At 44.8% G+C, this 21397-nt stretch carries 13 protein-coding genes; 12 read left to right on the top strand and 1 reads right to left on the bottom strand.

What is annotated here, in order from left to right; genetic code table 11:
• Positions 1–93: 93 nt before the first annotated feature.
• From N473_RS00100 to N473_RS00125, 6 genes are all read left to right on the top strand, one after another.
• Entirely contained in the window at positions 94–2052 is a 1959-nt protein-coding gene (locus N473_RS00100) for a methyl-accepting chemotaxis protein (RefSeq protein ID WP_063366198.1), read from the top strand.
• A 132-nt stretch (positions 2053–2184) separates the two neighbouring features.
• Positions 2185–3036, top strand: a complete 852-nt coding sequence (locus tag N473_RS00105; RefSeq protein WP_063366199.1) for a D-hexose-6-phosphate mutarotase — start codon at positions 2185–2187, stop codon at positions 3034–3036.
• A gap of 58 nt (positions 3037–3094) precedes the next feature.
• On the top strand, positions 3095–4477 hold the full coding sequence (locus N473_RS00110; RefSeq protein WP_063366200.1) for a sigma-54-dependent transcriptional regulator: 1383 nt from the start codon (positions 3095–3097) through the stop codon (positions 4475–4477).
• Entirely contained in the window at positions 4467–5750 is a 1284-nt protein-coding gene (locus N473_RS00115) for a sensor histidine kinase (RefSeq protein WP_063366201.1), read from the top strand. The genes N473_RS00110 and N473_RS00115 overlap by 11 nt, the downstream gene beginning before the upstream one ends.
• 94 nt (positions 5751–5844) lie before the next feature.
• The gene (locus N473_RS00120) at positions 5845–6087 is read left to right on the top strand and encodes a hypothetical protein (protein WP_063366202.1); all 243 of its coding nucleotides are present in this window, start codon (positions 5845–5847) and stop codon (positions 6085–6087) included.
• 66 nt (positions 6088–6153) lie between these two features.
• Positions 6154–8985 (top strand): hypothetical protein, encoded by a 2832-nt coding sequence (locus N473_RS00125; protein ID WP_063366203.1) that lies wholly within the window; start codon positions 6154–6156, stop codon positions 8983–8985.
• A gap of 66 nt (positions 8986–9051) precedes the next feature.
• On the opposite strand, the gene N473_RS00130 is transcribed toward N473_RS00125, so the two are convergent.
• Positions 9052–10863: a PKD domain-containing protein gene (locus tag N473_RS00130; protein ID WP_063366204.1), complete on the bottom strand. Its 1812-nt coding sequence runs from the start codon at positions 10861–10863 to the stop codon at positions 9052–9054.
• 636 nt (positions 10864–11499) lie between these two features.
• On the opposite strand from N473_RS00130, the gene N473_RS00135 reads away from it, so the two are divergent.
• The 6 genes from N473_RS00135 (at position 11500) to N473_RS00160 (ending at position 21324) form a co-directional block, all read left to right on the top strand.
• The gene (locus tag N473_RS00135; protein WP_063366205.1) at positions 11500–12753 is read left to right on the top strand and encodes an efflux RND transporter periplasmic adaptor subunit; all 1254 of its coding nucleotides are present in this window, start codon (positions 11500–11502) and stop codon (positions 12751–12753) included.
• Positions 12754–12761: 8 nt separating this feature from the next.
• A complete protein-coding gene (locus tag N473_RS00140) occupies positions 12762–13487 on the top strand; it encodes an ABC transporter ATP-binding protein (protein WP_063366206.1) in 726 nt (241 codons plus the stop codon).
• Between the two features lie 40 nt (positions 13488–13527).
• Positions 13528–15927, top strand: coding sequence for an ABC transporter permease (locus N473_RS00145; RefSeq protein WP_081220834.1), 2400 nt, complete (start codon positions 13528–13530; stop codon positions 15925–15927).
• Positions 15928–16016: 89 nt separating this feature from the next.
• The gene (locus N473_RS00150) at positions 16017–17183 is read left to right on the top strand and encodes an efflux RND transporter periplasmic adaptor subunit (RefSeq protein WP_063366208.1); all 1167 of its coding nucleotides are present in this window, start codon (positions 16017–16019) and stop codon (positions 17181–17183) included.
• 16 nt (positions 17184–17199) lie between these two features.
• Complete coding sequence (locus tag N473_RS00155; RefSeq protein WP_063366209.1) at positions 17200–20352, top strand: efflux RND transporter permease subunit; 3153 nt, start codon at positions 17200–17202, stop codon at positions 20350–20352.
• A gap of 132 nt (positions 20353–20484) precedes the next feature.
• Entirely contained in the window at positions 20485–21324 is an 840-nt protein-coding gene (locus N473_RS00160) for a hypothetical protein (protein WP_155735483.1), read from the top strand.
• The last annotated feature ends 73 nt before the right edge of the window (positions 21325–21397 follow it).

The following is a 21397-nucleotide window of genomic DNA, read 5'->3' on the forward strand; positions in this document are numbered from 1 at the left end:
ATTCAATAGGATTGATGCCAGAAATTTTTTAATCTTTTTGTATAGTTGAAGATCTAGAACTATATTTTTTGAATGCCCACAGGAAGTTTCGCTATGACAATTTCACAAAAATTACGCCTTGCATTCATCGCCGCCATTGTGGTGCCATTATTGATCATCGCGGTCATTATCATTACTCAAACAAGACAGCTTGCGGTAGACAAATTTGTTGAAATGAGCAGTCGAGAAGCGCAACAAATTGATAATGGTATCAGTATGTTCTTTGAAGAGGTGGCAAAAAACGTGACCTATTTGGCGAACCATCCAGATGTGCTCCGAGGTCGTAGTCAGGTATCAATTTACAAAGACAACAGCACTGCTGAGCAAATGACGCCTGACGCTGGTACTGAGGTGGAGCAGCGCATGTTTGAGCTATACCAGCAATTTGGCACATCCCACCCTGGTATTTCTTACATTTACTTTGGTAACCCTGAAGGGGGGTATATTCAGTGGCCGAAAGGTCAGGTTAGCGCAAGGTATGATCCTCGCGGACGGCCTTGGTATACAACCGGGAAAGAAAAAAATGGTCAGACAGGCCTGACTGATGCTTATTACTGGGAGCCAGATGATACGGCGATCATCTCTACCGTTAAAGCCGTGCAATCAGGTGGGCAATTCATGGGTGTACAGGGCATGGATGTGTCGCTCAAAGGGCTGACAGATATCATCAAGAGCATTCGCTTAGGTGAAACGGGCTATTTAATGCTTGAAGAAGACAGTGGCACCATACTCGTCAACGCTAAGCACCCTGAATACACATTTAAGCACATTGATGAAGTTGAAAATGGGCTGTATACGGAGCTAAATCGTAGCCCTGATGGGCTGTTTGAAATCACCATCGATGGTGTAGATTTCTTTTCAAATATATACACCTCAAAGACTTTGGGCTGGAAATTTATCGCCTTTGTGGAGCAGCAAGAGGTGATGAGTAAAGCCAATCAAATGAAGCTCACCGTGTTAGTGATCAGCAGTGTTTTGGTGGCTATTTTTATTATTATGGCAACTTACATCGCTAATTTATTGTCTGGACCGATTGTCAATGTCAGTGACGGTCTGACCGCCATTTCTCAAGGTGGTGGCGATTTGACTCAACGTCTGGCGGTCACAACTAAGGATGAAACCGGTAAGCTGGCGGAAAGTTTTAATCAGTTCTTAAATTTAATCGCGCAGTTGGTACAACAAATAAATCACTGTGCGCAGCAGGTGAATCAGACTGCGTTGACCACTGCGAGTCAGGCTGACGAATTAACCGGTTCTACAAGTGCACAGCAGCAGTCATTGGAAATGGCGGCAACGGCCATCAATGAAATGGCGGCAACGGCTAATGAAGTCGCATCTAGTTGTGCCAATGCGGCAGAGCTTGCAACACAAACTCAGCATGCATCAGAGCTCGGTCAGACGGTGATCACCGAGACGGTAGACAGCGTGGCGGAGCTGTCTGGTGTCATCAACCGCGCGACGTCTGACATTACTAAGCTCGACAGTGAAAGTGAAAACATCATGTCAATTTTGAGTGTTATTCGCGGCATTGCTGAGCAAACCAATTTGCTGGCATTGAATGCTGCAATAGAGGCTGCTCGAGCTGGAGAACATGGCCGTGGTTTTGCAGTGGTGGCGGATGAAGTGCGTGCCTTATCACAACGCACGTCAGAGTCTACTGAAGAAATTGCATCTCAGCTAGATAAGCTACGTAAGATGACGGAGGGTGTTTCCACTGATATGACCAACAGCCTAGAAAGAACAGAGAAAACGGTAGAGCTCACGCATTCTGCGCAGAATCAGTTTATTGAAATTACCCAGTCAATTCAGAATATCAGTGACTTAAATACGCAAATTGCAACAGCTGCAGAGGAGCAGCAACATGTCGCTGAAGATATTAATCGCAATGTAGTTGAAATTAAAAATGCTGCAGACAGTGTCTCTGTGATTGCAAGCGACACCTGTGACAATGGAGACAAAATGACGGGCTTGTCGAAACAGCTGACCGAGTTGGTTGGCAAGTTTAAAGTTTAGCCAGAGAATACGCTAATATGCGGTTATTTTGTACTAAATTGTTGAAGATCATTCATAGTGTGTAAATCAGGTTTACTCTGTGCAGACGGCTCGGTAATGTAAGGACAGTTGAATCAAAATTAAAGGTGGAGCATGGAATTTTCCGACTCAGTAAAATTAGCAAGAACAGACACTGGACTTGAGTATTTTGATGTGAAGAGTCCTCTGTGTCAGGCAAAGATTTTTCTGCAAGGTGCGCAAATTACGGAGTTTATCCCAACGGGGAAAAGTGACCTTATGTGGGTGTCGGCGGACGAAGACTATCAGGAAGGTAAGTCGGTACGTGGTGGGATCCCGATATGTTGGCCGTGGTTTGGCGTGCATGAGAACGCTGATTGGCCCGCGCATGGCTTTGCGCGAAAAATTGTTTGGCGTGCAGAGCAGGTGACCGAAACACCAGATGAAGTGCGTATTTCACTGTCACTGCCTATGATGCAAGTTGACAAACAGTTTTGGCCACATGACTCTAAACTGGAAGTTGAGTTCATTTTGACTGAACAGTTAGAAGTGAGATTAACGAATACTAACTTGGGTGACGCACCTTTCTCACTGACACAAGCACTTCATACCTACTTTCCTACTTCAGATATTAAAAACACCACGGTTGATGGGTTGCAAGGTGCCAAGTACATCGAATTTGGTGAGGGACCATTTGATCAATCAGACAAAGTGAGTTTTGCGCGTGAAACAGATATGGTGTACACGCAGGCTGCACCACTTCAATGCATTCATACACCGGAAGGCATCATTGAGGTTGGACGCGAAAACTCAACATCGTGTGTGCTTTGGAATCCGTGGATAGAAAAATCAAAACGTTTGAGTAACTTCCAAAATGAAGAGTACTTGGGCATGCTGTGTTTAGAAGCGGCCAATGTGCTTGAAGATATCGCGACTGTCGCGCCTGGACAAAGCCATACATTAGCCACCACCATCCGCTGGCGTTAAGCTTTTCCTCCTACCTTGATTATCGTATCCTAACGTAAAATAACGTTAGGATACATCTATGCCTGTGCCATGCATTTTGATTGTTGACGATAATGTCGAAGTACGATTGAGCGCTGCTTATTTTTTAGAAGACCAAGGCTTTGAGGTGATCGAAGCGGACTCGCCACATTCAGCCAAGCAACTACTGAGTGTCAAATCTATCGATATCATTTTACTCGATATGAACTTTGCAAGAGACACTACTTCTGGACAGGAAGGTTTAGAGTTTTTAACTTGGTTACAAGGACAGCAAAGGGCGCCTGCTGTACTGTGTATTACAGGCTGGGGTAGTGTCAAATTGGCCGTTCAAGCACTGCAATTGGGTGCCAGTGATTTTATCGAAAAACCATGGCAAAACGCAGCATTACTCAAGGCAATTCAGCAGCAACTTACCTTACAGCAGAAACAACACAGTCAATTAAGTCATACCCTATGTCCGACAATTGAGCCCGCAGGTGAGTTTCGCTGGCAATCTGCTTCGATGCAGGCATTAGAGCGCCAGTTGTTGCGGCTCGCACACTCTGATGCTGCCATTTTGTTGTGCGGTGAAAGTGGAGTAGGTAAAAGCCACTTAGTCGCCTGGTTACATCGACACTCTGCACGAGCAACAGGCCCTTTGGTAAATGTAAATATGGGGGCCCTGTCTGAGTCATTATTTGAAAGTGAGCTTTTTGGTCATGTTAAAGGGGCATTTACGGATGCTAAGCAAAACCGAGTAGGACGCTTTACCATGGCTTCAGGCGGTACGCTTTTTATGGATGAAATAGCCACGCTCGCAATGCCGCTACAAGCAAAGTTGCTACGCGTCTTAGAAACAGGAGAATATGAAGTATTAGGTAGTAGTCAAACCATACGCAGTGATGTACGGCTAATTTGTGCGACCAATGCTGATCTGCCAGGGTGTGTTACACAGGGCACTTTTAGGCAAGATTTATTTTATCGTATAAATACCTTTTTGTTTGAACTGCCGCCTTTGCGTGAGCGTCAAGCTGATATTATCCCTTTAGCATCCTACTTATTGGCTAAGCATGCAACGCGTTATGGTATGGTGACCAAACCGATGGATGAAAAGGTTGTCCATGCGTTACAAACATACCCTTGGCCAGGTAATATTCGTGAGCTTAGTCATGTGATGGAGCGTGCATTACTGATGAGTGAAGGCAGTCAAATTGAGCTGCAAGATTGTCAGTTGCGACTGGCGAGGTCATCCATATCTGACGAAGCGATATCACAGACGTTACCGGCAGCGACGGGGACGCTTGCTGAGATGGAAAGGCGTATGATTATGGATGCAATGACGCAAGAGGGGGGCGTGATAAGCCAAGCTGCACAAAAATTGGGTCTCACTAAATCTTCTCTGTATCGTCGATTAGATAAATATGGTTTAAAGCATGGTGCGTAACTTTGAGCGCACGCTCAAACTATACCTATGGTCGCTCAATGGTGTGATCAGTGTACTATGTGTCGTTATTGGCTTGAAGCTGTCACTGTCTATCTGGTTGCCTGTGCTGACTGCTATCGTATTATTTGTTGGGTTGCAATGGGCCTCGCATCACATGTTGTCTCGCTTAGTTGGTATTTTCAAACGAGCCAGCATTCAACTCGAAGCCATGCAGCAGGCAGACTTCACCTTTCAAATAACGCCCCATTTTCAAGTTGGCCAAATCGCACGTTTTGAGCATGAGCTGGTGGTATTGAGTGAGCGCATGCATCAACAAAAATCACGGTATAGCAGTCATATGTTGATTATTTATCAGTTAATCGACAAGTTACCTAGTCCCATTTTGGTGTTTGACGAGGACAGTCAACTTAATTATGCCAACCCAGCTTTTAGCTTAATTTATCAAAGGCCATGGCAAGGGGATCGGGGCCGCGAGGCTGAAAAATTAGGCTTGATTGAGGCTGGCAGCCAGTGGCAATTCTCCAATCATACATTAAATACACAATGGTCATTGGCGAGCAGTGAGTTTTACGAGCAAAGCAAGCGGTATAGCTTGATCATTGCCACAGATATTCGTCGTGCACTTCGTCATCAAGAGTTGGCTGCGTGGCAGCAGTTAATTCGTGTGATCAGTCATGAGATCCATAATACGTTGACGCCAGTGAGCTCATTGGCACAGACATTACAAAGTAAAGTGAGTGTGCCAAGAGATGTACATGCATTGCGCGTTATCGAGCAAAGGTGTCAGCATTTACAGCAGTTTGTTTCCCGATTCAGTGAGCTGTCCAAACCTTTGGAGCTCTATTGTCAAAAAGTAGAAATGCTTGACGTATTGATGTCTGTCAAAGCGTTGATGGCACAAATATATGATGATCAGACAATACAGCTAACGTGTCGGGTAAGTGAATGCCGATGTGATCCCCAGCTGTTGGAACAAGTGTTGATCAACTTATTGAAAAATGCCGCTGAAGCGAACTTGAGCCATACGCCACAAGGGCAAATAATTCACTTGAGCGCGCACTATCAAGCGGGACATGTGGTGATAAGCATCGAAGATCAAGGCGGTGGGTTTGCTAATTTAAATAATGTGATGACGCCGTTTTATTCGACTAAACAGGCAGGGCAAGGGATCGGTTTGACACTCAGTCGACGTATCATTGAGCAGCATGATGGTAGTTTGCTAGTAAGCAATGGTTTACAGGGGGCAGAAGTAAAAATTACCCTCCCTAGTTGATAATAATTATCATTACCATATAATAAACACTGATAAAGAGTCAGTAATAGCCTAACGGGACGTTGCTGAATTTGACTTGACTGAGGAGTGTATTGTGTTGGTGTTATATCCGTTTATCGCTTTTCTTGTTATGACGTTTGCTTTAAAGCATGCGCAATTACCGATTCATACCAAACGTTGGCTGAGCCGTGTGAGTGTTTGGGCCGTGGCAGCCGCGATGGCGACCGCAAAATTTACGCTTGGACTCAGTGCTTTATTTTCTATGGTGGCGTTTCTTGTCGTTGGCGCGATTTTAACCTTATTTACTTCACTGGGTGCTATGGCACGCAACGATTAATCCTTCCTTGATACCAAAAATTGGCATAAGGTCTACTAAAGAGTAGGGTCTTACCAAGGATTTTTGATGCGCAGTAGGATATTTATTGCTTTAGTACTGTTTTTGTTTGGTGTGCCTGTGTTGGCACAGGCGCAAAACTGGCAATCTATTAAAAGCCCACATTTTCGGGTGCATTATCAGCCACCCTATCACGCATGGGCGAGCGCCGCAGCCATGGAACTTGAAGTCGTCAGGCAGCGCGTACTTGAGCAACAAAATCGCGCATTGGATGTGGTTGTCGATGCGATTGTCATAGATCCTTTTAATTTACCAAATGGCTTTGCGCTTCCCAGTTCGGATAGTCCTTTTATGGCCTTGTATGTGACGCCACCGCAATCAGATACAGAAATAGCCCACAGTCCGAGTTGGTTGAAGTTATTGGTCCTGCATGAATACATTCACCTTGTACATTTATCACAACCGAGTCGTCATGCTCTAAAGCAGCGGCTTCGAGATCTCAGTGACAGCTACGACTTGGCCAGTGCTGTTTTGCCGAGGTGGGTAGCAGAGGGGTATGCCACACTGCAAGAATCTAAACTGACAGGCAAGGGACGCTTGCATGATAACTATAGTGAAGCGTTACTACGTGCATATGCGCGCCAAGGCGCTTTATTGCCTTATCATGCGCTTAATGATGGCGATGGCAGCTATCGAGCCAGTGCTATGGCGTATTTACTTGGTGCACGCTTTCTTGCGTGGTTAGAACACGAGTATGGCGACGCGACGCTTGATGCGGTCTGGACGCGTGTTAACGCAATAGAGGGACGTAATTTCGAGAGGGCATTTCGTGGTGCGTTTGGTAAGCCGGCGATACAATTATATCGGCGATTCATTGCCCAGTATACCTATCAAGCTATGGCCGTGGCGTCTCAAAGTACACAGGCTGTGAGTCAAGAGATCATGCAATTTGATTTTGCGGCGCGCGATATGCAGTTTTCTCCTGAGCAGCGAAAATTTCTTGTGGTTGAGTCAAATCAAGCTGGGGACGCTGTATTAAGTGTGTATAACAGTGCACCAAATCATCAGGCCATTGCGCAATTTGAGCAGCGTCAAGCCGCAACGTTAGCGGCTGATCCGAATGACATTCCCGATAAACGACCAGACTCTTTTGCGCATGAAAAACTTGCGTCTTTGGCACCGGTGAATTTTTCAGGCATTTACCATCCACAGTGGCTGGATGAAGACACCATTTATTTTGTAGGACGACAAAAAGTACCACATGGTTGGGAGAATGCGCTGTTTCAGTGGCAGGTTGAAGCGGATGAAGTGACGGCAGTGACGACTAGTTTTGGTATACGTCGTTTCACCTTCGTGGACAATTCAACCGTGATTGCTGAACGCGTTGAGAATGGTTTTTCGCAGCTTGTACGACTTTCGCTACATGACCAACACATGGCGCCCCTGTCATCGCGCACGCTCAATACCGTTTATGATTATCCAGTTGTCAGCCCTGATAGGTCGCACTTGGCTTATTTGAAAACTAACCAAGCTGGCCTGTGGCGATTATATGTTGCTGAATTAGCAGTATTGAGCGCCAATCATGTGGCCATACCTTTACCGGATAAGGCTCAATATGTGACGTCGCCACGTTGGAATAAGGCTGGAACTGGATTGTATTTTGTCGCCGGACTCCAAGGTGCTTTAGGTATTTATCACTATGACTTAAAGCGCGAACAATTGGCGCAACTGAGTTTACGTGAGTATGTTGTCGAGGAGATCGCAGGTGAGTTTAACGCGCAGTTATGGTTTGTAGAAAGCACACCTTATGGTGCAAAATTACGTGCCTTACCAGATAGTGATGTGCTTAAAGCACAGCAGTCGATTTTGAAAAAGCCTCACTCCGTAGTTGCAACGCCGTTTAATAAAACAGAGCAACAGCCAAACTTGCCATCATCTTGGTCGACACAAAAATATGTGCCGACACCACAAGATTGGTCATTGGCATTGTCGGTACAAGGGACCTCAGCGAGCACGCAAGTGGTGAGTTTTGCTGTTGCAGGCGCTGACATACTCAAACAAAAAAGTTGGCAATTGGGTGTCAGTACATCGCTCTTTGATGATGTGCTACAAGGTGGTTATTTTGACTATGCATATCGACGTGGTGACATGACATTGCGCAATCAGTTTAAGCTGCATACGCTTGATACGGCAGCGCAGAGTGCTGTGATAGAGGTACAGGGTGAGCAAGATTCGTGGTCAAATACGGTGGATTTGTCTTTGGCATTTCAATGGCAAAAGTGGCGCTGGCAGCCCTATGTCGGTCATCATATAGAAAAGCGTTCATATCAAGATACAGCAAATAGTTATTGGTTAGGAAACACGGTATCTTTTCATCATAACCAGCAGCAATTTGGCCTTAACGTGGCCCTAGATGGTGCCAAAATATGGGGTGATAATGTTGGTCATGAGATGACACTGAGTGCGGCGGCGAGACTTTGGGAGTGGCCGTTTTACCTCAATGTGACAAACCGTTATCGCCCGTCTCAAACACTCAGTATTGGCGGGTTTGAGACCAATAGTGTCTATACTGGCGTAGGTGCGATCCAACAGCACATTGCTGACTTACCGTTTTGGTTTGATTCTGGCAATCATTATTTAGGGTATGAATTTGCGACCAGCTGGCGTAAAGGGCGGCCGCGTTTGTATTTTGCACAGCACAATCTAGATAGCGAGCGCGCAGTCAAAAGTTGGGGTGTAAAATGGCAGGTCGCACTCAGTGAACGTATCTTAGGTAGCGCGGCAAACTATGCGCCTGCTGGGATCTCAAATATGCGTTTTGATATTGGTATTGCACGTTCATCTGTGGAGCAACAACACATCGAGTGGCGCACTTGGTTGGGCTTATGGCACCCTTGGTAGGGGATGTTCGAAAAGAAAAAGGCGAGTAAATACTCGCCTTGATTAATTGGTTGGTTTGATATGTTGTTATTCGGTATAGGTTGCCACAAGCGTTACATTTGCATACGCGCTGTATCCTCGTAGCATAACCCAGTATTTGCCTGCACCGGCTGTGATATTACACGTCTCGTTGTTACCCCAATTATATGGGCGGCAGTCATAGGTAGATGTGGTTGGTTTACTGTCTTTTCTAACATACAAGTCCGCGTCCCCTGAGCCACCTGAAATGCGCACTTGTACATTTGAGGCACCTGCCGGTAAATCTAAATAATAAAATGCGGTTGCGAGTCTATCTCCACTTAACCCTTCTTTTGCAACGCCGTTAATCAATTTGGCAGGATCTGTATTTGGGTCGGTTAGCTGTACTTGCTTTGTTGTCGTAGCAGACGCGCCAGCGGAGTCAGTGACCGTGAGTGACACCGTGTATTCACCATACGCTGTGTAATCGTGTGTGACAGTAGCGCCAAAGTCATTGCTCGATGCGTCACCGTAGCTCCATTCATATTGGCTAATTGTGCCATTAGGTGAACTTGATGCGCTGCCATCAAAAGTACAACTTAAGGCTGTGCAGTCCGCGGTGAACTGAGCGACTGGCATTGGATCGCTGTTGTTATCGCCATCAGGGATCTGGTTGTTGAAGTGGCTTGCGACTTTTGGCCAGATCAGGCTGACTTTAGCTCCTTTATTGTGACAGCCACCTAGGTGGTGTAATGCAATAACTTTGTTGGTTGCCGCGGCCAGTACAGGGGAGCCTGATGAGCCACCAATGGTGTCACAATAGTAACCTAAGTCAGTGCCAGTACCACGTCCATTGGCGTTTGCGTTGTTGACTGAACACAGTCCATCCGTATCGCGATCCGACTCAATGGACAATTCTTTTGGATTGCCTGAGCCGTGCTGCGGGATATAGATACGTTCCCCTTGTGTGGCATCTCGGACATCTAGACCAAAGTAACCAAACGGCTGTGCTTTAGCAAAGTCGTTGATGGTGAACAAGGTATAATCTAGCGTATAGTCTGTGGAGAGGAAGTCTTTACCGGTTACTTTAACCACAGTCTCCATGGTCGTGCCATTACATGACGTATGCTGGTAGTTAAACCACACTTCGGTATTACTCAGTTCAGACGCACTTTCAACACAGTGGTTATTGGTAAACATACGGTTATCTGGACCAACACGCCAACCGGTACACAGTCCGCGACCATTCATAAGCAAGCGCGCAACCGGGCGGCTGCGCTCAAATTCCGTTGGGTAGCTATTAGCCCAACACTGCACATCTTTTCTTTCCATTGCACCGCAGGTAGAGCTGATCCCGACATCTGTTGCAGGTGCAAGTTGTGGTTCATTTTCTGTGCCATGATCGTAGTAGTCTATGATGGCATTTTGCATGGTTGTGACTTGACTGCCAGGTGTGTACTCTACCACTGCCGTTTCGGCAGAAATAGACATGGCAGAGAAGCTGGTGACACCATCGTCAGTGTGACTTAGGGTTGCTGCGCGCATGTTGTTTTCAGTGTATTCATAGCGCTCACTGCCATCTTCGGAGCGCACCACCAATTTGCCACCGCCTACTAAATTAATATTTTTAAAGTGTAGTTTTATGTAGCTTGCGTTCGGGTGCGTGACTGTTTGGCTGATGGTTTGAGTGGCATTGTTCGCTGTCATAGTTGCCATTGCTTGAGGCTGGATCACCAAATTTAATTCAGCGCGTTTACCAATCGTAGCCATACTGGCTTTGCTAGTGTATTGCATCATTTGTGCTTCAGTGAGTGCGGTTGTTTGCGCAAAACAGCTCGCAGAAGCCAGTCCTAGTGCAGATAATAGATAACGAGTTTTCATTTATGTTCCTTGTTAGTTTGCGTTGAGTAATATTTAAACAACATCAAACAAGGTAATCTTATAATTCGCAATTGTAAAGGAAATGATAATTAAATATTTTTATTGTGTTTAATTTTTGCCCTTTTAGATTTTAGTTTACTTTAATTTCATATAAATAGGCATAACGGATCAGTCACTATATAGTGATGGGCCACCTGCTATTTTTGATTCTCAAGCGCTGTCTTATCAAGATTTGCTATGTACCTATGCAGCGTAAACTGGGCGTTGATATGTTATTTATAATTATGATTTATATAACTTTTTTATTTAAATTGACGTATATTTATTTGCACTTGGTTTTGAGCACGTAAATGACAATTGATCAGCTTAGAGCAACAGATCAGGGCACTGACCAGTGTGTAATCATTGTGACTTTTACCCTTGAGTAAGTCTGATAGTCCGCATTTCACTCCTGTTTGAATGAACTGAGGCCGATTCCGGAATCGAGACAGGGTGTGTGCGTTTTTGGTCAATATGATTGGAACGTAAATTATTAAGTGATTGATAAGTATTGGTTTTTATTCTGGTATGTTTTTCGCAGTACGTTTGACGCAGTGAGTATCTCAGTAGATACAGTTTAACGATAAGAAGACATACATGGATATAAGCGTACCGCATAACACTTCGAGTTCAGGACTGAAACGTCATAAATGGTTATGGATATTACTATTTTTTGCAGGCATGGCGTTGATATATTGGTATTTTTTTACTGAAAAGCCGGTGTATTTAGAAAGGCATACTGTGATGATCGAACATGTTAAAAAAGGGCATTTAACGATTCAAATTGATGCTTTTGGCACCTTAGCCAGTGCTCAACAACAGATCATCACCTCCGCCAGCGCAGGGGTTGTGAAAGACATTAATTACAAGCTTGGCAGTACCATTGAGCCTGGGGCGACAATAGTACGTCTAGAAAATGTTGACTTAGCGTTGGAATATAAACGCATTAAGCAACGTTTGACAGAGGCGCAAGCTGAATTACTTCAACTAAGTTTGAGGCAGCAACGTGAAGTACTGGTTGAACGCTCGATGATCGGTGATCTTGAAGGTCAATTAGCTACGTTGTCTTTTCGTCATCAAGCACAAAAAAAGTTAGCTAAACAGGGAATTATTTCCGAGTTATCCTTTTTTGAAACACAGGCTCAGGTGGAGAGCTTGAGCGGCCAGATAAGTCATGCCAAAACACGCATAACGCAGTTACAGCAATTGCACCAAAGTGCCCTGACTGTGATGAAAAAGCGTGTGACGTTAACGGAGCAAGAGCTGGCTGCGGTACAGACTAAAATTGACCAACTTGACGTGAGTGCATCTGAATATGGTGTGCTTGAGTCACTTCCGCTTGAACTTGGCGAACGAATTGTAGCTGGGGCACATGTCGCAACGATAGGTGATAGACGCGCTTTGGCGGCACAGTTGCAGGTCAGCCAGTCGCAAGTTGGACCGGTGAAAGTTGGGCAGACTGTGAAAGTCTTTGTGGGTCAAGAGGTATTGCTGGGTGAAGTGATACGTATCGACCCTGTTGTCATTAACCACAGTGTTAACGTAGAAGTAAGTTTACCGGAGGTTGGTGACTTGGATCTTCGACCAAAACAGAGTGTTACTGCATCAATTATCACTGACACCATAGAAAATACGCATTATATGCGCACGCCGCCCACTGGCGCAGACGTACAGGACCTCTTCTTATATCGGGTTGACAACACTGGCCAGACTGAGCTGTTGCCAGTGCAATTAGGTCGTCAAAGTGGACAATACAGCGAAATAAAAAGTGGCTTAATAGCAGGTGATGCGGTCGTTATTTCTGACCTCAGAGAGTATGCAAAAAGCAAACAAGTTGTGGTTATTCATTAGGAGCAAACATGCAGACCATTATTGAAATGCAAGAGATTGGAAAGGTGTTCACTACGGCTGATTTTCAAACGCATGCATTAAGAAATATTTCAATGACAATAGAGCAAGGTGAGTTTGTTTCTGTATCAGGTCCTTCTGGGTGCGGAAAATCTACATTGTTATCTCTGATGGGCTTGTTAGAGCCTGCCACATCAGGGCGTTATTTATTAGCAGGCCAGCAAGTAGACAACTTGACATTTGACCAAGCCGCGAGGCTGAGAAATGTGCATATCGGTTTTATCTTTCAATCTTTTAACTTAGTTGAGGCGCTGTCAGTTTATGACAATGTTGCCCTGCCACTGCGATATCGCATACCTAAGATTTCAGCCAAAGAAGCTCAGCATCGTGTGCAGTTATGTTTAGAGCAAGTGGGCTTGTCCCATCGCAGTGAGCATCGCCCTAGTCAGCTCTCGGGTGGGCAACAGCAACGCGTGGCCATTGCCAGAGCGCTGGTTACTCAGCCAAGTATTTTGCTTGTGGATGAAGCCACTGGCAATTTGGACTCGAAAAGCGGCGATGCGGTGATGAGGCTGATCAACGATCTACACCAGCAAGGCACGACCATATGCATGGTAACCCATGACCCGCGTTATGCAGATATGGCGTCCCGTCGCGTACAGTTATTCGATGGTGAATTACTCACAACGATGGGTGGGTCGTCGGCTGTGCCAACCTCTCTTTATGGGCCTTTATAGTTGTGGCTCTGGTTTTAACCGTGGATCTTATTAGGTGATTATGATGATGTGGAAGGAAAACATCAGTGCTGTTGTCGAGTTATTGAGCAAAGTAAGATTTACCATCTTGTTTGTAGGCTTATTGGCCTGTGCTTTGGCGGGTGGGGCAATTGTAAGTGTGGTTGCATGGCATGCTTATGCGCCTTTGCCCTATGCTAATGATGAGCAACTCGTATGGTTACGAGGCAGTATGGTTGATCAGACGGGGAATCGTGTGATGGACAATGCGTTATCAAATGTTGCAGCCCAGTATATCGCAGATCATGACTCAGCTTTATCACTGGCTGCCCCCGTTTATTATGGTGATGCACTGTACTTAGATCATGCGAGACAACCCAAGCTTAATATGACGTATACGACGCCTGAGTTTTTTACGTTATTTGGGCAACCTCTGATACAAGGTCGCTACTTTGAGGGGCCGCAGCCAGATGGTACGGTGCGTCACGAGGCGGTCATCAGTGAGTGTTTTGCTGAGCGTTATATGCCACAAGTACTCCAACATAGTGACAAGTCAGTGTATAGCTTGCAATTGGATCAGCAAACTTTTCATGTGGTTGGGGTTGTTGCATGCTCGAAAACAGAGCCTCAGTTATATCTACCAAACCGTGTGAGTGATGTTTATGTTGCTTTTAACCATGTCATTGATGGTCAAGCAATGGCACAGGAACATATTTCGGTGCGCTACAATACCTTTGTGGTAGGTCGTACGGTCGAGCAATTAAACCGTCCCGTTGTGACGGCTGATATCACGGGACATTTGAATACTGAATTTCGTGCCGGGTTAGTGGCACATGGCAGTACCGTAAACAACCAGTTGCGCTTTAACTACATTCCTTTGCATCAGAAACTCAAAGGGAGTTTGCAAGAGTCGAGCACTTGGCTGTTGCTCTGTGCAGTGGCATTTCTCTTTATTACCTTGATTAATTTGTTGATGTTTTATTTGCTTGATATTAAAACGCAGCACGCGCAGCTGGTCCTTAAAGCCACCTTAGGGGCACCGCTGGCGACATTACGTACGGCGCATTATTGGCAGTTGGGAGTGATGTTTTCACTGGCCGCAATATGCGCCATCCTTCTTGCTGAATTGGGTGTGTTTGCGATAGCGCAGTTTGGTCAAAAAAACATTGCCCACATTGATTGGTTACAGTTGAACACTATTCATTACCTGTTGGTGATGGGGTTTTCATGGATACTGGCATGGTGTTTTGCTGTATTTGGCTTTAGGCAATTATCTTTTGATAGTTTATATCAAAGCTTACAGGCCGCAGGTAAAGGTCAGGCTAAGCAACTTCCGCACTGGTTAAGTGTTGGGGTGTTGGTCGCGCAGTTGTGTATTGGGCTAATCGTGTTGTGTATTGGCATCTGGTCGGCCAATTACTTTGGCTCGAAGATGCGCATGTCTTCAGGCATCGAGCCACAAGATACTATTTTTGTTGTGCGCCATCAGATGTCCTGGGATAGGGACGAAGCGGCTATGGCGGCACGTAAGCAGATGTATTTATCAAATGTGCAAGCTTTATCAGCGCATCCGAAGGTGTCAGCTGTGGCGCTAGCCAGCCTCAACCCATTAGATACAAGCTACTTGGCACAAATAAGTAAGTCCCCCGATAACGATAAACAGGTGACGATGCATTCACAACTGGTCGGAGAGGGGTATTTTTCACTACTTGGGTTACGGTTTTTGGCTGGTCAAACCTTTACTCAGGCAGAGACAGATACACGTCAATCGGTCATCATTAATCAGGCGGCCGCCAAGCTATTGGGCGTGAATGTGGGTGATGTTGGGAAGCACTTATATGGTCGTGGTGAGCAGCCAGTGAAGCTGCTGGGTATTGTAGAAGACATCTACAGCTATGCAGAGGGCGCACCTGCAACTGTGTATTATCCCCATGACTTTTATGAAGGTAATATGGTGGTGAAGTTCATGCCTAATCAATCTATGTCGAAGTATGAGCTGACTCAGATACTACAACAGCATGTGAATACGCAAAGTATCAGGGAGGTCCATGATTTGGCGCTTCACTTATCCAACCTTAACCAGTCAGCGGTACTGAGCTTTTATAGTGGAATTGGACTAAGCTTCTTAATGATTATGCAAGTGCTGGTAGGGCTCTATGGTTTATTGGCTAATTTGGCACTTGTTCAGCAACCGGTATTGTTGATAAAGCAGCAAGTCGGTGCAACACGTTGGCAGTTGATATTAGAGCAAATGCGCACACGTTTGAGACATTTTCTCTGTGCGTTATTGATTGCAACATGTGTAACGCTTGGACTGGCGAGCATATTGCCTATGGTGACTTTAGCTTTGTTTTACAGTTATGCTTTTTCCGCTTTTATCGTATTTATTGCCTTGTTTACTATAGATTTTTATCACCTTAAAGGGCAGTTGAAAAAATATTGAAAGGTTGTAACAGATTCTTACAAATGTCACACCCTGGGGGGGGTAAATCTTGTTACTATAGCGCTAGGAAATTATCAATAGGTACAGTCATGCAAGCAAGAATACTGAAATGGTTATTGCCCCTCGTCGCGTTGGGCATAGGTATCATTGGGTTTATGGGCATAAATGCCGTAGCCAAAAACGATGATGACTCTGACGTCGTAGACACTCGCCCCATTGTAGAAGTTGAAGCGCTTGAGGCGCGAGATCATCAGGTGGTGATCAACAGCTATGGTGAGGTGAGACCGCTGGATCAAACAATGTTATCGGTGCAAGTTTCTGGTGAAATTGAATACTGGCACCCACAGTTTGTTACCGGTGGGTTAGTGAGTAAAGGTGATGTGCTGCTTCGCATTGAAAAAGACAACTATGAAGCGGCGGTACTGCAGGCTGAAGCGTCGCTTTCAAGTGCGCAAGCCAAGTTAATTGAAGAGCAAGCGTTAGCTGATGTTGCTGCGGATGAAGCAAAGCGCTTTCCTAACAAAAAACACACTGATTTATTTTTGCGAAAACCTCAGCTGATGAGTGCGCATGCGGCGGTTAAATCGGCAAAAGCAGCGCTTAAAAGAGCGCAACGTGACTTAGATAATTGTGATGTTGTTGCCCCATTCAATGCGTTAATCGTATCGAGAGAAGTGGGTCTGGGTCAATTTGTGAGCACAGGCAGTCCAGTGGCCCAATTAAACAACATTGAGCACGCTGAAGTGGTGATCCCGATTGCTGGCTTTGATTCGATCTTTCTACCTGAGCAAGTGTCCGGTGTGAAAGCGACCTTGACGCAAAAAGGTGCCAATGGCTTTACCCGTGAAGCGTATATCCACCGTGATCTCGGTGTGGTTGATCAGCAAACACGTATGAGCAGTTTAGTGGTACGTATTGAAGATCCGTACGGACTGACTAGCAGTCAGCCTAAAGTGAAATTTGGTACTTACGTACAGGTTCAGTTTAAGGGTAAGACACTACGCCAAATCTATCGCCTGCCACAAGAACTAGTGAATAATCAAACCGTGTGGTTACTGAATGCACAAGCGCAATTAGAGCCTCGTCCAGTGCAAGTGATCCGTGAAGAAGGGATGTACTATCTCGTCGGCGAAGGGCTGTCTAACAATGACAAAGTTGTTGTGACACTCCCAGAGTATCCTCAGCGTGGTATGGCGGTTAAAGTTGCAGGCTCTAAAGAAACGGATACTGAGTCTGACAACGTGGGAAAGCTGTAACAGCAGGGAATGAACTATGAGTGAGCAAATAAGAACTTCCCAAAAAGGGTTAATCGCATACTTTGCGCATAATCCTGTCGCCGCAAACTTGATGATGATATTTATCTTAATCATGGGTGTAGTGAGTTATATGACCATTCAGCGGCAGATGTTTCCTAGTCAGGAAATTAATAGAATATCTATCAATGCTGTATACCCTGGTGCATCTCCCCAAGAAATTGAGGAGAGCATTTTAATTAAGATTGAAGAAGCGATTAAAGACGTTACTGAAATTGACAAAGGCATATATCGCGCGACTCGCGGCAGTGGCAGTGTCGTGTTAGATATCGACGTTGATGCTGACTTAAATGAAGTGACTGAAAAAATCAGAACAAGGGTTAACGGTATTGCCACCTTTCCTGGAGATATGGAGCCGGTTCGAGTTCAACTGAGAGAGTTTCGTCAAGATGTCATTCAGATGGCGTTGGCTGCGGATATTCCTCTTACGGAGCTGAAGCCTTTAGCCAAAGAGATTGAAGATGAACTGCTTCAGCTATCCAATGTGTCTTTGGTTGAGCGTAATACTCCAGAATATGAAATCGCTATTGAAATAGATCCGGATACGCTTAGACGCTATGACTTAACTATCAATGATATCAGTAATTCGATTCGGCGTTATTCTGCCAATATGTCAGCAGGTCAGATCCGAACAGATGCTGGTATCATTTCTGTTCGTGTCGAAAACCAAAAGTATAATGGTGATGAGTTTAAACGCATTCCCGTCAAGGTTGGCGATAATGGCGCAAAAATCTATCTCCAAGATGTTGCGGTGATCAAAGATGAATTTGTGGAAGGCGAATTCTACTTTAAGCAAAATGGGGTTAATGCTGCTTTTCTATCTGTGAAAGCGACCAAAGACCAAAACATGATCCCAATAGCAGAAACGGTGCATGCCTACATTGAGGCGAAAAATAGCACTTTACCCGCAGGTGTCACACTAACGCCCATCGTTGATATGACTTACTACCTAGATGCGCGATTAGAAATGATGAAGAAAAATATGCTGCAGGGGGCAGTTCTTGTTGCCATCATGCTGTCTATTTTCCTACGTTTCAAGTTGGCATTGTGGGTAATGATAGGTTTACCAGTGTGCTTCCTTGGCGCGATCATGTTAATGCCGATATTTGGCATTAGCATCAATATTGTCTCCTTATTCGCCTTTATTATGGTATTGGGAATAGTCGTCGATGACGCCATTGTCATTGGAGAGTCCGCCTACACAGAAGTGGAGCGCAGCGGTCCCAGTGTAGATAGCGTTGTAAGAGGGGCAAAGCGTGTTGCTACCCCTGCAACGTTTGGTGTTTTGACCACGATGGCGGTATTTGCGCCTATGATCATGTCTTCTGGTCCGCAGGGGGCTTTCTTTAAATCCATTTCTATAGTGGTGATTTTGTGCTTAGTATTTAGCTTAATCGAATCGAAGTGGATTTTGCCTGCCCATCTTGCACATACTAAGTTTAAGCCAATGCGCGAAAACAGTTGGCGAGCGAAATTTAACAAGCGCTTTTTTGCATTTGTGAATGGCCCGTATCGCAAGACTGTAGAAAAGTGCGTCGAGTGGCGTTGGGCTGTGTTCTCTAGTTTTATCGCGGTGTTTCTAATCAGTATGTCCTTGATCACATCTGGGCAAGTACGGTTTATTCCAATGCCCAAAGTACCTCATGACTTTCCAATGGTTAAAATTTTGCTCAATGACAATGTATCCGATGAGCAAACGTTATCTGCTTTGACGAAAGTTGAGCAAATGATGTTAGAAGTAGACAGAGAAATTGAGCAAGAATATGGGCAAAAAATGCTAAAAGATATTCTTGTTTGGAATGAAGGCCGTAGCGAAGGGTCGGTACTCGCAGTATTGGTTGATGAAGAACTTCGTCCGTTTGATGCGTTTGAACTTTCTCGTCGATGGCGTGAAAACATGCCAACCATTGCCGGTGTGAAGTCTTTATTAGTGGTCGACGATGTGAATGACTTTGGTGGTGGTAACGGTGAGTTTGGTTATTTATTGTATGGTCCTGATATTGATACATTGAATGCAGCAGGAAGGCAGTTTATTGCGATGTTGCAACAAGAGAAAGGCCTATTTGATATCAGCTCGACGATTGACCCACCGAGTAAAGAAGTTCAGTTAACACTGAAACCCGTGGCTTATGACTTGGGGTTAAACCTGGCGGATGTTGCAAATCAAATCGGTAATAGTTTTTATGGTGGCGAGGCCCAGCGTGTACTTCGAGATGGCGAAGAAATCCGTGTTATGGTGCGTTACCCAGAACTTGACCGAGAAGCGATTGCCTCTCTTAAATATGCGCTCGTTAAGACGCCGCAAGGCAAAGAAGTCGTGCTTGGGGATGTGGTTGAGTTTACAGAAAAACCTGGCGTCAGCTATATTCGACGTGAAGGAGGCTATCGTACCGTGTACGTTTACGGCAGTATTGATGAGCAAGTCATTGAACCTTCAGCTGTGGTTAAAAATATTCGCGAGGACTTACTACCCACATTACAAAGCCAATTTCCAGGTATTAAAACTGAGCTAGGCGGTTCAGTAGAGGAAACGCAGGCCCAAGCGGATGAGCAAAAACTGTTCTTCATTGCTGGCATGATGATTGTGTACATCTTGCTGGCAGTGCCTCTGAAAAGTTATTCACAGCCGCTGATCATCATGTCTGTTATCCCATTTAGCTTGATAGGTGCCATTTGGGGGCACTGGTTAAATGACTTAGACATGAGCATGATGTCGACCTTTGGTTTAATTGCCGCTGCCGGTGTGGTTATCAATGACTCTTTGGTCATGACCGATTATGTGAATCAAGTACGCAAAGAAGGGGTAAGGCTCAAAGATGCCGTTATTGAGGCGGGCTGTGCGCGTTTCAGAGCCATTACATTGACATCGATTACGACGTTTGCGGGTGTCACCCCGATTATCTTTGAAACCAGTTTGCAAGCTAAATTTGTTATCCCAATGGCGATTTCACTTGGCTTTGCGGTATTGTTTGCAACCTTGATCACCTTGATACTCGTGCCTTGTTTGTACATTATTTTGGTGGATATTAAGCAAGCATTTTCGAAACTAGTTCAGAAACTGCTTAAAAGGACAAAAAGTTTCAAGAAGGACGCTCGTCAGTCGGTTGTCTAATCTTGTTTATGAATTAAAAGCCCAGCCTAGTGCTGGGCTTTTTTGTTTGAGTGTTAATTTTGTTCCCTTATAAGGTTTTTGTGTAATAAATGTGTTACTTTTATATTGATTTCTATTAGTAAGGAGATAATTTTGAAATCGATAGTATTTAAATTTAGCATGGCTATGATGGCCTTGGGATGCTTCATCGGCAATGCACAAGCGATCGATACAAAAGCGATATACTTCGACTCGCAAGGCGTTGAAGTCATGGTTAATTTTCAGAGTGAATCAACTCAATCAGAAGTTCATCGTGTCGTATTTTCAGCAGTTTGTGGTCAAAATTACACACGTTGTGCATCGGATTCATTTCAAGCAAATATGATGGATGACTTTGTGACAGCGCTAAAATACGGTCGCTTTTATAAGTATGTTTATGTGCCATTTGACCCTTGTATGGAGCCTGGTGCAGACTGTATTCCACACGTGATTGAGCCTTTTACCGAACAAAGCGCAGTGAGTGAAAATGTGCTTAGAAGTGGTTATAGACTACAAAGACAGACTACTAATACACCGACTAAAGGTGAAATATTTATAAATTCTATGATGACTGAAGCGGGTTCAACGGTCGTTGGAACCATAGCTGATTATATAAAAGGTAAAAGTGAAACGAAAAATAATAGCCTAAGTATGTATATGGTTTTTACATCTCTTATTGATGGTAAAAGAATACCTTTGGCCGTGTGCAAAGTCGCGAAATATGGTTGTGACTTTCAACCCGATGTAAGTTTTAAAGAGCTGATGGAAGGCAAAATACATGTTTCAATCCCGATCGGTGATGGGTCAGGCATGGGGGGAAATAACCCAGAATATCGCAGCAGGGAGCGCAGTATAGAAGATACCCTGAACGCGCTTGAATATAAATGTAGGCCAACTTTGAAGGGCTCAGATAATTGGATGGTAAAAAATTTAACTTGTTACCGTAATAAGTGAGCCGTGAGACTAATTTGCTCATTATTAAATGCCCAGTCTAGTGCTGGGCTTTTTTATTTTATAGTAAATTTTG

Origin of the sequence: Pseudoalteromonas luteoviolacea CPMOR-1 (assembly GCF_001625685.1) — a bacterium.
Lineage (GTDB): Bacteria > Pseudomonadota > Gammaproteobacteria > Enterobacterales > Alteromonadaceae > Pseudoalteromonas > Pseudoalteromonas luteoviolacea_K.

Bases quoted from the DNA above. Each gene is read 5' to 3' on its own strand.
- N473_RS00140 (WP_063366206.1), top strand. From the start codon at position 12,762: ATGCAGACCATTATTGAAATGCAAGAGATTGGAAAGGTGTTCACTACG.
- N473_RS00125 (WP_063366203.1), top strand. From the start codon at position 6,154: ATGCGCAGTAGGATATTTATTGCTTTAGTACTGTTTTTGTTTGGTGTG.
- N473_RS00155 (WP_063366209.1), top strand. From the start codon at position 17,200: ATGAGTGAGCAAATAAGAACTTCCCAAAAAGGGTTAATCGCATACTTT.
- N473_RS00145 (WP_081220834.1), top strand. From the start codon at position 13,528: ATGATGATGTGGAAGGAAAACATCAGTGCTGTTGTCGAGTTATTGAGC.
- N473_RS00130 (WP_063366204.1), bottom strand. From the start codon at position 10,863: ATGAAAACTCGTTATCTATTATCTGCACTAGGACTGGCTTCTGCGAGC.
- N473_RS00100 (WP_063366198.1), top strand. From the start codon at position 94: ATGACAATTTCACAAAAATTACGCCTTGCATTCATCGCCGCCATTGTG.
- N473_RS00110 (WP_063366200.1), top strand. From the start codon at position 3,095: ATGCCTGTGCCATGCATTTTGATTGTTGACGATAATGTCGAAGTACGA.
- N473_RS00105 (WP_063366199.1), top strand. From the start codon at position 2,185: ATGGAATTTTCCGACTCAGTAAAATTAGCAAGAACAGACACTGGACTT.
- N473_RS00135 (WP_063366205.1), top strand. From the start codon at position 11,500: ATGGATATAAGCGTACCGCATAACACTTCGAGTTCAGGACTGAAACGT.
- N473_RS00150 (WP_063366208.1), top strand. From the start codon at position 16,017: ATGCAAGCAAGAATACTGAAATGGTTATTGCCCCTCGTCGCGTTGGGC.
- N473_RS00115 (WP_063366201.1), top strand. From the start codon at position 4,467: ATGGTGCGTAACTTTGAGCGCACGCTCAAACTATACCTATGGTCGCTC.